The sequence below is a fragment of the Pseudarthrobacter sp. PS3-L1 genome (genome assembly GCF_030063285.1).
Classification (GTDB): domain Bacteria; phylum Actinomycetota; class Actinomycetes; order Actinomycetales; family Micrococcaceae; genus Arthrobacter.
This window is the reverse complement of sequence record NZ_JASISU010000003.1, coordinates 666,362-680,358: the sequence shown is the minus strand read 5'-3', so window position 1 is coordinate 680,358 and position 13,997 is coordinate 666,362. Positions and strand designations below refer to the sequence as shown.

Genomic DNA, 13,997 nt, shown 5'->3' with positions numbered 1-13,997 from the left:
AGTAACGTGTGGATAGTGCGTGGGCCAATGCCAGAATGCGGACCGGCTGGGATGTCCGAGCTGCGCGTCAACCGGCAGAGTTGATCTTGGCAATGACGGGCAGCGCCGCTACGAGGGCCGCCCGTTCGCCGTCATCGAGGTTTTCGAGGATGCTCGCCACGGCAGCATTACGCTTCCGGTTGGCCTCCTCGACAGCCGTTCGGCCGGCCTCGGTTATAGCCACCTGTACGGCACGGGAATCATCCGGGTCCTGCTCGCGGCCAACGAGCCCGGCTTTCTCCAGTTTGATGATCTGCTCGGTGGCGCTGGGAACCCGGACTCCCAGGTTGCGGGCAATTTCGCCCACTCGGACACCGCCGTCGAAAAGCATCTTCAAGGTGCTCACCTGCACGGCGCTGAGTTCACCCTCGGAGTCCAACCGGCGGGCAAGGTAGACGCTGAGTCGGAGACTCTCGCGGAAGTCCTGTGCCAGGCTGAGCAACGCTGGGTCTGTGCTGCGCAAGGTGTCCATACTTAGGTAGCCTAATAGTTAGGGTGCCTAATAGTCAAGATGTCCCTAGAGAATCAGCTTCATGCCCACGTGGCTGCCGGCAAACCCTAGCTGTCCGTAGAACCGCTGCGCATCGGTGCGCGACTTGTCAGTGGTCAGCTGCACCATGGAACAGCCTCGACGCCGCGACTCATCAATGGCCCACTGGATCATCAGTGTGCCCAGCCCCTTTCCCCGAAGATCCGCTGACACCCGGACAGCCTCGATCTGCGAGCGCCACGAGCCATGCCGTGAAAGTCCGGGAATGACACTGAGCTGGAACGTTGCCACCGTGGGCATGACGCCGTCGATCCCCAGAAAATCGCCCACCACCAACTGGTGGGCGGGGTCGGTGTCGATCGCAGTGAACGCTTCACGGTACGGATCCATCTGGACCAGATTTTCCCGCGTGACACCCACCGAATCAGCCATCAGTAGCCGGAGAATGTCCGGGAGATCAGCACTGACGGCATTGCGGAGCACAAACGTGCCGCCGTCGACGTCAGTACGTAGCAATTCCCTGGAAGCCTCACTCATGACCCATACGTTACCCGCCGTCGGACCCTGAAAATCCCCACCTTTGAGCGCCCGACGCCGGGACACACCGCCCACAGTCGGCAACACGCCGCAGCACCACCCGAAAGGTGAGGAGACCCAGCGCGCAAGTGCCCAGGCGGTCCCAAAAACCAGGAGCCGGCACTCACAGTGAGTGCCGGCTCCTGGCGTTACGGAAATGGAGGTGTCAGCGTGGAGACTGCTGGTCCTCCACCAGCGCCACCACGGCTGCGAAAAGCGGGTGCCCTGGCTCCAGGCCCGTGATCTGCGTGGTGGCATCTACCGGACTGGACGACCCAAGGATCTGCGCCATCTCGGTGGCCTCGGCATCCTCGGGATCGTTGAAACGCAGCGCAGCGGCCATGGCACCGAGCAGAGCTTCTGGCACAATCCCCTGTTCAGCCAGCTGGGCCGCTGGGCCAACAAAGCGCTCATTGCGACTCAGCTTGCGCAGCGGTGCGCGGCCCACCCTGTTAACGGTGTCAGGCAGATACGGGTTGGAGAACCGGACCAGGATCTTCTGCACATACGCTTCCTGCTCATCCGCGGTGAACCCGTGCTTGGAGACCAGCAACTGCTTGGTCTCCTCAAGGACCGCCCGGACGTCCTCTGCCACGTCGGCATCCGCCATGGCATCCGAGATTTTCTCGATTCCGGCCTGGAACCCGAAGTAGGCTGCGGAGGCGTGACCCGTGTTGACAGTGAACAGTTTCCGCTCGATGTAGGGCGAAAGGTCACCCACAAACGTTGCACCAGGGATCACCGGAACGTCGGCCCCGAAAGGCGTTTTATCGATGACCCACTCGTAGAACGTCTCCACCGTGACGTCCAGGCCCTGGCCCGGCGCCTGGTTTGGCACAATTCGATCCACGGCAGTGTTCGCGAAGACGGCCCGGCCATCCAGTGCGCCATTGGCAGCTTCCGGCCTGTCCGCGACTTCCGCAGCCAGGATGTCCGTGGCGTTGATGGCGTTCTCGCATGCCATCACGTGCAGCGGCGCCAGATCAGCAGACCGGGCAGCCAATCCCCTGGCGATGACCGGCGCCACGAACTTCAGGATGTGCGGGCCAACGGCGGTGGTGACCACGTCAGCGGTGGCGATCTCCGCGATCAGCTCGTCTTCCTGGCTGCCCGAGTTCAGTGCCCGAAAATTGTCCACGGAGTGCACTGTGGGATTCTCCCCCACAGCGTGCACCTGGTAGCTCGAGGCCGCGGAGAGCTGATCGATCAAAGCTTCCGCAACGTCCGCGAAGACCACCTGGTACCCGGCATCGTGGAGCAGCAGCCCCACGAAACCACGACCGATGTTTCCGGCACCGAAATGTACTGCTTTCACTATGCATTGACCTTTCCGAAGAGATCCAGGATTTCCTCCACGGAACCCGCTGACTCCAGCCGGGCAACCTGGTCTTTGCTGGTGAAGACCTTGGCAATGGAGGACAGGATGTGCAGGTGCTCATTGTTCACGCCCGCAACGCCCACCACAAACTTGACCTCTTTGCCGTTCCAGTCAATGCCGTTGGGGTAGCGGATCACTGAAACAGCTGACTTGATGATGTGGTCCTTTGCAGCGTTGGTACCGTGCGGGATCGCCAGGAAGCTGCCCATGTAGGTGGACACTGATTCCTCACGCTCGTGCATGGCGTCAACATAGCCCTGGTCCACGGCACCGCGGGCCAAGAGCAGCCGGCCGGCTTCGTCGATAGCCTCGTCCCGGGTGGTGGCGGTTCCGGTCAGGATGACGCTCTCGCTGACAAGGATGTCCGACGCCGGGGTGGCGGCTACCTCATCCGTACGGGCAGGCGTTGGGGTCGCTGCAGCTGCCGCAGGAGCGGCATCGGCCGCGCCGCTGTCCTGGTGGCTACTGCGCACCAGTTCCACGATTTCGTCGTATTTGGGGCTGTTCATGAAATTGTCCACCGAGAAGTGCTCTGCACTGGACGTTGCCGGCTTGGCGCGTTCGGTCAGATCCTGGTGGGTCACCACAATGTCATAGGTGTCGCTGAGGTTGGCAATGGCGGAATTGGTGACCTTGACGTCCGGGAAGCCGGCCGCCTTGATCTTGTTCCGGAGCACTGACGCGCCCATGGCACTGGAACCCATCCCGGCATCGCAGGCAAAAACAACGTTGCGCACCGGACCCGCCAGGACTGCGACGTTGCCCGAACCACCCGTCAGATGGCTGGATACCGAGCTCTTCTTGCCCTTCATGTCTTCCATCTTTGACGTGGCGGCGCTGAGGTCGCCATCGGCGTCACCCTTGTTTTTGGAAGCCCGGAGAATCACTGCAGCGACCAGGAAGGAGACTGCGGTGGCAAGCAGGACCGAAAGCGTCACGCCGACGTAGCTGTCGCTGGCGGCCTGGGCATACACGGCAATGATGGATCCGGGAGCTACTGGAGCGCGGAACCCGGCCCCGGTGATGGACAGTGTGGCAATACCTGTCATTCCGCCTGCGATGGCTGCGACGATCAGGGCCGGCTTCATCAGGACGTACGGGAAGTAGATCTCGTGGATTCCGCCGAAGAAGTGGATGATTGCTGCGCCGGGAGCCGAGGCTTTGGCTGCACCGCGGCCAAAGAGCGCAAAGGCCAACAGGATCCCCAGGCCGGGGCCAGGGTTGGCTTCGAGGAGGAACAGGATGGACTTGCCGTCCACCTGTGCCTGCTGGACACCGAGCGGGGTCAGCACACCGTGGTTGATGGCGTTGTTGAGGAAGAGCACCTTGGCAGGTTCAATGAAGATGCTTGTCAGTGGGAGCAGGCCGTTGTTGACCAGGAACTCCACACCTTTACCGGCAGCCTCGGTGAAGCTGGCAACCAGGGGAGAAATTCCGAAGAAGCCAAGCATGGCCAGGAGCGCGCCCCAGATACCGGCAGAGAAGTTGTTCACCAGCATTTCGAAGCCGGGGCGGATCTTGCCGTCCCAGAGGCTGTCGAGCTTCTTCATGGACCAGCCACCCAGCGGCCCCATGATCATGGCGCCAATAAACATTGGGATGCCTGCACCCACAATCACACCCATGGTGCCAATGGCACCCACGACGCCGCCGCGGACGCCGTGCACCATCTTTCCGCCTGTATAGGCGATCAAGAGGGGAAGGAGGTAGGTGATCATGGGGCCAACGAGGCCCGTGTAGGGAACACCGTCAGCATCGGTTCCAAAGCCACCAAGCGCTGGTGTGGGGAAATACCCCTTTTCAATAAAGAGTGCAGTGATGATGCCCCACGCGATGAAAGCACCGATGTTGGGCATGATCATTCCGGACAGGAACGTTCCAAACTTCTGAACGCCCACCCGCACGCTGGTGCGGGGTTTCGCAACGGTCTCTGTTGCCATTGTGCTTTCCTAACAGTGATTCCTGCTGCTCCGCAGGAAGGTCCGATAGTGATGTTCTGATGGAAACCGCCACGTGCCGGCGGCCTCTTGGTGTACGAGGAATCTTCTGGTGTTTCAGGTGGTGGAACTGGTGGAAATACGGTGCAACCATTCAAGGAAGAGCTTGAGTTCGGAGCTGGACAACTGATCCGCAGTGGATGCCTGCAGTGCGGCGTTGAGCGCGATCGCCGCCACCACCACTGATGATTTCCCGGAGTTCTCAGGTTCACTACCCCGGGCCTGGTCCGTGGACACCGCGAATATCATGGCATCACGGGTCATGGAGGACAGTTCAAGGTTTCGCTCCGGCGCGCGCTCGGAGATAAGCATGAGGGTCACCCCAACAGTGGCGGCCAGGATGCTCCTGGCAGCTTCTCGCGGCGGAACGTTGATATGCCCTGCCACTGCAGCCTTGTTCAAGGCCTCTTCCATGAGCGCCTCGGCATCAGCAATGATGGCGGGGCGGCTCTCCGGACGGATATTGCCAAACATCACCAGGTACAGCGAGGGCTGGGTAAGTCCGAACTGCACATGGTTATCCCACATCCGCCGAATGTCTTCCAGCGGTTGGCCGGACGGGGCAAAATCGCGCTCGCCTGCCACGTACTCTTCGAAGCCGGCGGAGATGACCGCCTCAAAGAGCCCCTCCTTGTCACCAAAGTGATGGTAAAGCGTGGGCGCACTCACCCCGGCCAGCTGCGTGATCTGGCGCGTGGAGACTGCTTCTCCCGCTGATTTGGCCAACAATTCGGCCGCCGCGCGCAACAAACGTGCCTTTGGCGGTCGCTGGCCATCTAAACTCATAGCCGCTACCCTAGCATCTATAGCGTTGCTATATGAACTGCATCACATACAATCTTTTCAGGCTGTTTTCCTGGCGCTGGACTCCGATGTCCGTCGCCCCCGGCACCCCCGGAATCAGGGCAGCCTGGCTATCGGCAGAATGAGGACCTTCAGTGCAGAACTTCCCAGGAGTTGGCGTCAGCCCGGGCCGTATCATCGGGACCGTCCGGCAGATGCCGAAACCGATCAGCGAGCCAGCCGCCGGAGAACAGCGCAAAGCAGACGTGTCCGCGGAGGATGCCACAGCTGAGCTGAAAGCGGCGGCAACGTCCGTCCATGATGAGCTCAAAGCGCGTGCAGCCACAGCTACGGGGGATGGCAAAGCTGTCCTGGAGGCCACCGCCCTGATGGCCAAGGACACCATGCTCCTGAAGAACGCGGCCAAGCTGATCGGGCGTGGAACCTCAGCCCAGCGCGCCATTTGGGAGGCGGGAGCGTCCGTCTCGGAGATGCTGCACAACCTGGGCGGCTACATGGCGGATCGCGCCACTGACGTTCTGGACGTGCGCGCCCGTATCGTCGCAGAGCTGAGGGGCGTCGCAGCGCCGGGGATCCCGGCGTCGGACGTTCCCTTCATCCTCGTGGCCGAGGATCTTGCCCCGGCCGACACCGCTACCCTTGATCCGGCAAAAGTTCTTGCCCTGATCACCTCCGGCGGCGGTCCACAGTCGCACACTGCAATCATCGCCCGTTCCCTTGGCCTGCCCGCCGTGGTGGCCGCGGCCGGCGTTGAGGGTATAGCGGATGGTTCAGAGGTATATGTCGATGGCGCCGCCGGAACCATCAGCCTGGAACCGGACACTGACCAGCGCAGCGCAGCGCAGGCCTGGGCATCCAACGCCTCCCTGCTGGCTGTTTTTGACGGCAGGGGCGTCACCGCGGACGGCCATGAGGTTCCACTGCTGGCCAATGTCGGCGGCGGCAAGGACGCCGCCGCCGCCGCAGAGCTCGGCGCGGAAGGCGTTGGTTTGTTCCGCACCGAATTCTGCTTCCTGGAGCGTGACACCGAGCCCACTGTTGAAGAGCAGGCTGCCGCCTACAAGAGCGTGTTCGACGCGTTCCCCGGCAAGAAGGTAGTACTCCGAACCCTCGACGCAGGCGCGGACAAGCCCCTGCCCTTCCTGACGGATGCCACGGAACCAAATCCGGCACTGGGCGTGCGCGGCTACCGCACGGACTTCACCACTCCGGGGGTGCTGGACCGCCAGCTCCAGGCAATTGCCCAGGCCGAGAAGGACTCTGACGCCGATGTCTGGGTAATGGCCCCCATGATCTCAACCGCCGAAGAAGCAGCACACTTTGCTGGCATGTGCACGGAGGCCGGGATCACCAACCCGGGCGTCATGGTGGAGGTTCCCTCTGCCGCCCTGACCGCGGAGGCCATCCTTCGCGAGGTCAACTTCGCCAGTCTCGGCACGAATGACCTGACGCAGTACGCCATGGCCGCGGACCGACAGCTTGGCCCGCTCGCCAACCTGAATACACCCTGGCAGCCGGCAGTACTGCGTTTGGTGGGTCTCACAGTGGAGGGTTCCCGTGCCGAAGGCAACACCAAACCGGTGGGCGTCTGTGGCGAAGCGGCAGCGGATCCTGCCCTGGCTGTTGTCCTGACCGGCCTGGGCGTCACCACACTGTCCATGACAGCACGGTCCCTCGCTGCCGTGGCCGCCGTGCTGAAGACTGTGACCCTTGCCGAGGCTCAGGAACTGGCAAAACTTGCCTTGGCCGCACCGAACGCCTCGCAGGCCCGCAGCCGCGTCCGCGAGAAGCTGCCTGTCCTCGAAGAGCTGGGACTCTAGGCGGACCAGCACCAGCCATTGCGCCTGGCCCCTCCCACCGTGGGGGCGGTCAGGCGCCTGGCGAAGACCCGCTGGTGGCCCCAAGAGAACCTGCCCACTGCGTGATAGCGGCAGCGGTTTCCCCGGCTGCGGTGTGCTGGAACACATGTCCGTGGCCAGCGATCTCGCGTGACATGCCCTGCCGTGCACCCCGCGCAAGACGAACACACCATGTGCGGCGCGCCACCGGGTCTTGCTCACCATGCAGCGTGAGCACCGGCGCGACGACGTCGGCCAGCCTATTCTCCAGCGCATAATCCATCATCACGGGGAGCTCCGTGAAGTACCAGCGGGGGCCGGCCCGAAGGTAGTCGACAAAAACAATCCTGTTTGCCGACGCCGACTCACTGAACATGGCGTCCCTGGTTAACTCAGCCGCCTGGAGCGCGACGCTTCGACGGCTGGACTCCACAACAGGCCCCATCAGGACCACACCCCTCACCTGGCCGGGAATCAGCCTGGCAACCTCAACAGCACACTGGGTGCCCATGGAATGACCCACCACAACAAAGGATTCCACGCCCACGTTCCGGAGAACACCGGCAACAAAGCGGGCGAAGTCAGAGATCTCGAAAGCTCTCCGCGGCCGGGGCGTCCCACCGAAGCCTGGAAGGTCGAAGGTGTAGACGTCCGCCCCCACGGCAAGCTCGCGATGCAGCCTTTCGAGGTAGCGATGCGACACGCCAATGCCGTGCAGCAGCACGTACGCCGTGCGCGAGCCGTCCTGCGCAGCCGAGACAGTCGAATACAACTTTCCGCGCACCCCGCCGGATTCAACGTCCCGGCCGCCAGTCAATGTCATTTCCTGAGCATAACGCCAGCAATGCGCGTCCGCCGGTAGTCTGATCGCATGGCCCTCATTGCACCCCGGACATCACCCGCACTGCCTGCCGACGATGCGACACAGCTGCACCGAACGCTTGAGGGCAGCTCCGACATCACAGTGTTTGTTGACGGCACGGTTCACCGCCTGCCGGAGCCGGCGCGCGACGCCGTCGTGGACCTCCTGCGCCGCCTGGGGGCCGGAGAGTCGGTGACAGTGAGCAGTGTCGAGGATATGTTGACCACCTCGCGGGCAGCGGAGCTGGCAGGAATCTCCCATACGTACCTGCGCAACATGACGGACCGGGGTGAGATCCCGGTGGAGTATCGCGGAACCCACCGCCGGATCCGGCTTACGGCCATCATGGCCTGGCTGGATGAGCAGAAGGCCAGGGAGAAGAAACCTGATTCTCTCTCCGGCCACGAGCCACTCACCTGAGACGGTCCCGATAACGCGCCTCGCGGCACCCGTGAACGTCTCCGCCAGGCCTGCAGCCGCGGAAATCAAGGGGCCACGGCTCCGCGGCCCTAGATTCGCGGCCGGCCGGCCCAGCGCCGGGCTTTCATGGCGGAGTGGAGCTCCAGCCGCGCAGCGCCCTTGAGCGGGTCCACACCAATGATCTTCCGGACCCTGGCAAGCCGGTTGTAGATGCTGCTCCGGTGCAGGTGAAGGGCCGTTGCGACGTCCTGGACCGCGCCGTCGTTGTCGTAGAGCAGTTCGAGGACAGGCAACAGTTCTCCGGCGCGATCGTGGTCCAGGAGCAGCCGATAATACGTTGAACTGGCCTCTGCCCAGGCCCCAGCTCCACCCCCGGCGGAGGCCAGGACCTGGTACACACCTGTGGAACGGCAGTCGACAAGTTCACCAAGCTGGCTGTCCACCGCTGCCGCCTGTGCCGCGACCTTGGATTCCGCGTATGCCTCGGCAAGCTCCCGAGGCCGTTCAAAGCCTTCGCTGAGTCCCAAAATGATCCTGTGGACAGGCCTGCCGGACCGCTTGGCCAACTCGAGCTGGTAGTGCACCAGGACCTGCGCGTGGACGGCGCGGCCAGGCGATGCGCGGAACAGCACCACCGAGTGGGTCTCCGTGCCGCCACTGAAGAGGGCAGCATCCACGCCCACCGTGGCCTGCAGGGCTGCGGAACTATGGATTAGCCGTGCTGCAGCAGGGTCCTCACCACCAGCCAGGCCATCTGCCTGCAGAACTGTCACCACGTGCCAGGGACCCTTGCCCTGGACTTCGCGCCAACCGGCAACTGCGGAGATGGCGTTGGCGTCCCCCATGCAGGCAGCCAGGAATTCCCGTTCACGGCTCCGTCGGAAACCGGACTCCACAGTATTCGATTCAAGCAACATGGCTGCCAGCGCCGCAATATCTCCCTGCTCGCTGTGCAGCGCACGCAGGATCGCCGCGGGACTTTCCTCGCCCTGCTCCTGCTGCACCCAGAGGTAGCCGACCCGAAAACCACGTACCGTCAGCGGGACACACACCCGCCCCAGCATGCCAAGCTCAGGGTTTGCAGGGATCGCAACCGGCCGGACCGCCGTCGCGATTCCATGGGACAGCTGCCACGCGCTGACATCGGCAGCCACACGCTTGCTCAAGAGGAAGTTCACCCGGACCCTGTCCGCATGTGACTGATTGGAGCTGTATGCCAGGAGCAAGCCATCCAGGTCCTCCAGGGAAAGCCCCCAGCCAAGGCGAAGGGCTACCTGCTCCACGAGCCGTTCCACGTCTTGCTGCAGCATGGTGCAACAGTACTTCGGCTTCATCGAAAAAACCGAACCAACAGCAGAAGACACTTGCCGCCCGAGACCTGAACATTTGTCGAGTCCACCCACAGAAAAAGCCTGATTTTCCGGGAAACTGTTGGTGCTACACACCAGCTGACCTGTCAGCCAGCTCACAACCAGTCATATTCTGTAAATACAAGTCCTGACCACACCGGCCCCAGAGGGCCACCAGCATCGGAGCCCCCAATGATCATCGGTGTCCCCAAAGAAATCAAGAACAACGAATTCCGGGTGGCCATCACCGCGGCAGGCGTGCATGAGTTCCGGACCGCCGGGCACACAGTCCTGATCGAGGCTGGCGCTGGCACGGGTTCGAGCATCACCGATGAGGAATACGCGGTGGCTGGCGCTGAGATCGTCGAAGCCGCCGACGAGGTGTGGGGCCGTGCGGATATGGTCCTGAAAGTCAAGGAGCCCATTGCATCCGAGTACCGGCATTTTAGGCAGGGACTCATCCTTTTCACGTATCTCCACCTGGCCGCGGAACCCGAACTGACCCACGCATTGCTGGACTCCGGAGTCACAGCCATAGCTTACGAGACTGTGCAGGACGGCCGTTCCCTGCCGCTCCTGGCGCCCATGTCCGAAGTTGCTGGCCGCCTGTCAGTCCAGGTGGGCGCAACGTCCCTGATGGCGCCGGCAGGCGGCAAGGGCGTCCTGCTGGGCGGCGTTCCGGGCGTCCGGCCCGCCAAGGTTGTGGTGCTGGGAGCTGGCGTGGCGGGCACAAATGCCGCTGCCATGGCCATGGGCCTGGGGGCCGAGGTGACAATCCTGGACATCAACATCAACAGGCTGCGTGAACTTGATGCGCTCTACCAGGGCCGCCTGCGGACCGTGGCATCCAATACCTACGAGGTTGAGCGCTCGGTTATCGACGCCGACCTTGTCATCGGGTCGGTGCTGATCCCCGGCGCCAAGGCCCCCAAGCTTGTCACAAACGAACTGGTCAGCCGGATGAAGCCCGGGTCGGTTTTGGTGGACATCGCCGTGGACCAGGGTGGCTGCTTTGAGGACACCCACGCGACCACGCACCAGGACCCCACCTACAAGGTGCACAACAGCATTTTCTACTGTGTGGCCAACATGCCCGGAGCGGTCCCCAACACCTCCACCTACGCCCTCACAAACGTGACTTTGCGGTACGCCGCGGCCCTGGCCAACCTGGGTGTTGCAGCAGCTTTCGACCGCGATCCCGCGCTTGCTGCTGGCCTGAACATTGCCGCCGGGCAGGTTACCCACCATTCAGTCTCCACGGCCCACGGACTTCCCCTGGTCAGCGATTGGCACAAACTCGTTTCTGCCTGATCACCCCCGATCAGTCGGCCGCTCCCCAAGGGCTATGTCCCTGGCCTGTTCGATGATCTCAAGGACCCGGATGGCGTGTCCGGGTTCTACGGGGAGCGGCTTTCCTGATCTGGCACCGCCGCTGCGGAGCACCGCTGCCAGCATTCGGTAGAACACCGGGTACTGGCCGCGTTCGGTGGTGACAGCGTCCAGGTGCCCGTCGCGGCCCAGCAGGCCGGCCCACTCTTTGTCCTCGACACCGTAGTCAGGATCACGCGGGCTGCCACCCGCAGCAAGGAAAGGCTCCTGCGGATCGAGGCCCTGCTTTGTATAGGCCGCTGCTGATCCCAGGACACGCATCCGCGCAGAGACCTGGGCGCACAGCAGGTTCATGCTCAGGTGGCTGATCACGCCCGAGTGGTGTTGCAGGACCACAAACGCGTCATCGTCGGCACTGCCGCCAGGACGGTGGGCGGACAGCTCAGCGTGTGTCACCACGGCGGGGCCAAAGAGCTCCAGGGCCTGGTCTATAAGGTGCGTACCAAGATCAAAAAGCGCGCCGCCGCCGTCGGCCGCAGTTGCTACCGCCTTCCACGGTTTGGTCACCGTCGGTTGCCACCGCTCAAAACGGGACTCGAACCGGGAGACGTCCCCCAGGAGACCTCCCGTAACCAGGGACTTGGCCGTGATGAAGTCGCCATCCCAGCGCCGGTTGTGAAACACAGTAAGCGTCCTCCCCAGCTGTCCTGCCAGTTCAGCAACCTCCCTGCCCTGCGCGCTGGAGACTGCAAACGGCTTGTCCACCACCACGTCAAGGCCAGCCTTCAGCGCCGCCAGGGCCAGGCCGTAGTGGGTGGCGGGTGGAGTAGCAATCACCAGCAGATCCAGCTGCTCAGCGCTGTCCAGGAGCTCCGAAGGAGATGGGACGACGACGGCGCCCGGGTACCGCTGCTCGGCGTTGCCGATGCGTTCCCGGTCCGAGGTGCTGATCATCTCCAGCGAAAACTCAGGATCCGCACCCAGCAGCGGTGCATGGAAGACGCTTCCAGACAAACCAAAGCCCGCTAGTGCGGTCCTGATGGGCATGTCCATTTTTGCTGTGGTACTCATGGGTCCACGGTAACGCGCGGTCGGTTAAACACCGAGGACCGGTAGCTCCTGGATATCCAGGAGGTACCGGTCCTCGGTGATTACTGCTAGTTCAGAACCAGGAGGGAGTTACTTCTTTTCCCAGCCAATGGTGGTCCAGTCAGGAACCTGGGACAGGCTCTGGAACAGCGAAGGGCCGTAGTTTGCAAGGCCCGTGCGGACAAACGAGATCTGCGGGCCGTTGAAGACGACGCCCATGGAGAAGTACTTGGCCATGTGCTCCTTTTCAACGTCCATGGCAGCCTTGTTGCGCTCTGCATTGTCCTCGATAGAAGCAAGGTCAAGGATCTTCTTGTCGAGCTCGGCGTCACCGAGCTCATTGGTGTTGGTCTTGGAGTCATAGAACTGCTTGACGGCCTCCGTGGCGTCGGAACCGACCGTGTAGCCGGAGAGGCTGAGGTCGAATTCACGCCCACCGATGACCTTGCCAAATTCAGCGGAACCGAACTGGGCAATTCCAACGTCCATGCCGGCCTGCTTGAGCTGGTCCACCAAGGTCTGCGTTGTTGCCAGGGACGTGGGGTCATCACCAAAGTTTGCAACCTGGAAGCTGATGGGCGCGCCATCCTTTTCCATGATGCCAGCGGAGTTTGCCGTGTAGCCAGCGTCGGTCAGGACCTTCTTGGCAGCGTCAGCGCCGGTCTCGGTGACGGGGTAGTTGTCCTGGTAGTACTCCGAGAACGGCAGCAGCATCATGGAGCCTGAGCTGGGCTCCTCCCAGTTCAGGCCGTTGTAACGGACGTTACGGATGGCGGGGCGGTCTACGGCCGTAAAGATGGCCTCGCGGACAGCTACGTCAGAGATGCGCTGGGCATTGATGTTCATGCCACCGGCGAAGAGACGCTGGCCTCGGCGGATCTCCGAGTTTGCGGTGCCTTCAAGCTGCTTGTAGAGCGGCAGGGTGTTAGCGGAAACGGCATCGATCTCACCGTTCTTGAAGGCAGCGATGGCTGCACTGGACTCCATCTGGCGGAACACAATGGACTCCAGGACCGGCTTGTCACCCCACCATTTGTCGTTGGGGACCATGGTGACGGTCTGTGCCGCGGTATCGTACTGGTCAACCTTGAACGGGCCAGCCATCCACTCAGGGTGCATCTCACCGGAGAAGCCGTTGTTGAAGATTTCCGGAGTGTTGACGTTTGGGTTGATCAGGCCGTAAAACAGGGAATCGAGCGGGTAGACAGGTGAGCTCGTCTTGACGATAACTTCCTTGTCATTTGCCCCGGGTTCAACGGACTCCACCAACGGGTAGTTGCCCGAGGAGACAACGTCATACTCGCCATCTGTCGACTTCAGGATGTTCCAGGTGTTTTGGAACGCCTTGACGTCAATGGGCGAGCCGTCGTTGTAGACGGCTTTGTCATTGATCTTGATGGTGACTGTCTGTTTCCCGTCCACCACTTCGCTCTCCACCGACTCGCAGAAATCCGGGTTGGGTGTGACCTTGCCTTCAAAGTCCGTCTCCCAGCAGCCGCCCTGACCGCCGCCGTTCTGGGCAACCGGGTTAATGGGTGCCATCAGCGCGGTGTTGTCGGCGTTGTTGCCGTTGTTGGAGAAGCCGTTGAAGTCCGGCCCGATGTTGCCCAGGGGCAAGGTGACCTTGCCACCCTGCTCCAGGTCCGCTGCGGGCTTTTCGTTGACGCTGGTCAGGCTTGAGACGTCGGTTCCGGTGCCACCGCCCTGTGCGGTCTCCGGGCCCGTGGACGAGCCGCCACCGCAGCCGGTGAGGGCCAGGGCTGCGGCTACAGTCGCTACCCCGCCGATCTTGGTCAGGTTCTTCATGGTGTTCCCTTCATTGGTGC

General features: G+C 62.5%; 12 protein-coding genes. 3 read left to right on the top strand and 9 right to left on the bottom strand.

Going from position 1 to position 13,997, the window contains the following annotated elements:
- Window positions 1-67: 67 nt before the first annotated feature.
- The 5 genes from QMG79_RS11055 to QMG79_RS11035 all read right to left on the bottom strand — a co-directional run bounded on the left by QMG79_RS11055 (window position 68) and on the right by QMG79_RS11035 (window position 5,266).
- Window positions 68-511, bottom strand: coding sequence for a MarR family winged helix-turn-helix transcriptional regulator (locus QMG79_RS11055; protein ID WP_283538638.1), 444 nt, complete (start codon window positions 509-511; stop codon window positions 68-70).
- A 45-nt stretch (window positions 512-556) separates the two neighbouring features.
- Window positions 557-1,066, bottom strand: a complete 510-nt coding sequence (locus tag QMG79_RS11050; RefSeq protein ID WP_283538637.1) for a GNAT family N-acetyltransferase — start codon at window positions 1,064-1,066, stop codon at window positions 557-559.
- A 205-nt stretch (window positions 1,067-1,271) separates the two neighbouring features.
- Window positions 1,272-2,420, bottom strand: a complete 1,149-nt coding sequence (locus tag QMG79_RS11045; RefSeq protein WP_283538636.1) for a mannitol-1-phosphate 5-dehydrogenase — start codon at window positions 2,418-2,420, stop codon at window positions 1,272-1,274.
- On the bottom strand, window positions 2,420-4,423 hold the full coding sequence (locus QMG79_RS11040) for a PTS mannitol transporter subunit IICBA (RefSeq protein WP_283538635.1): 2,004 nt from the start codon (window positions 4,421-4,423) through the stop codon (window positions 2,420-2,422). Before QMG79_RS11040 ends, QMG79_RS11045 begins: the two co-directional genes overlap by 1 nt.
- Before the next feature lie 114 nt (window positions 4,424-4,537).
- On the bottom strand, window positions 4,538-5,266 hold the full coding sequence (locus tag QMG79_RS11035; protein ID WP_283538634.1) for a TetR/AcrR family transcriptional regulator: 729 nt from the start codon (window positions 5,264-5,266) through the stop codon (window positions 4,538-4,540).
- A gap of 152 nt (window positions 5,267-5,418) precedes the next feature.
- Here QMG79_RS11035 and ptsP point away from each other — a divergent pair, with 152 nt between their 5' ends.
- A complete protein-coding gene (gene ptsP / locus QMG79_RS11030) occupies window positions 5,419-7,104 on the top strand; it encodes a phosphoenolpyruvate--protein phosphotransferase (RefSeq protein ID WP_283538633.1) in 1,686 nt (561 codons plus the stop codon).
- 49 nt (window positions 7,105-7,153) lie between these two features.
- On the opposite strand, the gene QMG79_RS11025 is transcribed toward ptsP, so the two are convergent.
- Entirely contained in the window at window positions 7,154-7,945 is a 792-nt protein-coding gene (locus QMG79_RS11025; protein ID WP_283538632.1) for an alpha/beta fold hydrolase, read from the bottom strand.
- Window positions 7,946-7,993: 48 nt separating this feature from the next.
- Between QMG79_RS11025 and QMG79_RS11020 the strand changes: the two genes are divergently transcribed.
- The gene (locus QMG79_RS11020) at window positions 7,994-8,404 is read left to right on the top strand and encodes a helix-turn-helix domain-containing protein (RefSeq protein WP_283538631.1); all 411 of its coding nucleotides are present in this window, start codon (window positions 7,994-7,996) and stop codon (window positions 8,402-8,404) included.
- Window positions 8,405-8,493: 89 nt separating this feature from the next.
- Here the strand turns inward: QMG79_RS11020 and QMG79_RS11015 are convergent, their stop codons facing one another.
- A complete protein-coding gene (locus QMG79_RS11015; protein ID WP_283538630.1) occupies window positions 8,494-9,714 on the bottom strand; it encodes a PucR family transcriptional regulator in 1,221 nt (406 codons plus the stop codon).
- 231 nt (window positions 9,715-9,945) lie between these two features.
- Between QMG79_RS11015 and ald the strand changes: the two genes are divergently transcribed.
- The gene (gene ald / locus QMG79_RS11010) at window positions 9,946-11,064 is read left to right on the top strand and encodes an alanine dehydrogenase (RefSeq protein WP_283538629.1); all 1,119 of its coding nucleotides are present in this window, start codon (window positions 9,946-9,948) and stop codon (window positions 11,062-11,064) included.
- Here the strand turns inward: ald and QMG79_RS11005 are convergent, their stop codons facing one another.
- Window positions 11,065-12,153: a Gfo/Idh/MocA family protein gene (locus tag QMG79_RS11005; protein ID WP_283538628.1), complete on the bottom strand. Its 1,089-nt coding sequence runs from the start codon at window positions 12,151-12,153 to the stop codon at window positions 11,065-11,067. It abuts the gene before it with no gap.
- 108 nt (window positions 12,154-12,261) lie between these two features.
- The gene (locus QMG79_RS11000) at window positions 12,262-13,977 is read right to left on the bottom strand and encodes an ABC transporter family substrate-binding protein (protein ID WP_283538627.1); all 1,716 of its coding nucleotides are present in this window, start codon (window positions 13,975-13,977) and stop codon (window positions 12,262-12,264) included.
- Between the last annotated feature and the right edge of the window lie 20 nt (window positions 13,978-13,997).

Excerpts from the sequence above, each read along its gene's own strand:
- QMG79_RS11035 (WP_283538634.1), bottom strand. The coding sequence starts at position 5,266 with ATGAGTTTAGATGGCCAGCGACCGCCAAAGGCACGTTTGTTGCGCGCG.
- QMG79_RS11040 (WP_283538635.1), bottom strand. The coding sequence starts at position 4,423 with ATGGCAACAGAGACCGTTGCGAAACCCCGCACCAGCGTGCGGGTGGGC.
- ald (WP_283538629.1), top strand. The coding sequence starts at position 9,946 with ATGATCATCGGTGTCCCCAAAGAAATCAAGAACAACGAATTCCGGGTG.
- QMG79_RS11015 (WP_283538630.1), bottom strand. The coding sequence starts at position 9,714 with ATGCTGCAGCAAGACGTGGAACGGCTCGTGGAGCAGGTAGCCCTTCGC.
- QMG79_RS11020 (WP_283538631.1), top strand. The coding sequence starts at position 7,994 with ATGGCCCTCATTGCACCCCGGACATCACCCGCACTGCCTGCCGACGAT.
- QMG79_RS11005 (WP_283538628.1), bottom strand. The coding sequence starts at position 12,153 with ATGAGTACCACAGCAAAAATGGACATGCCCATCAGGACCGCACTAGCG.
- QMG79_RS11000 (WP_283538627.1), bottom strand. The coding sequence starts at position 13,977 with ATGAAGAACCTGACCAAGATCGGCGGGGTAGCGACTGTAGCCGCAGCC.
- QMG79_RS11050 (WP_283538637.1), bottom strand. The coding sequence starts at position 1,066 with ATGAGTGAGGCTTCCAGGGAATTGCTACGTACTGACGTCGACGGCGGC.
- QMG79_RS11055 (WP_283538638.1), bottom strand. The coding sequence starts at position 511 with ATGGACACCTTGCGCAGCACAGACCCAGCGTTGCTCAGCCTGGCACAG.
- QMG79_RS11025 (WP_283538632.1), bottom strand. The coding sequence starts at position 7,945 with ATGACATTGACTGGCGGCCGGGACGTTGAATCCGGCGGGGTGCGCGGA.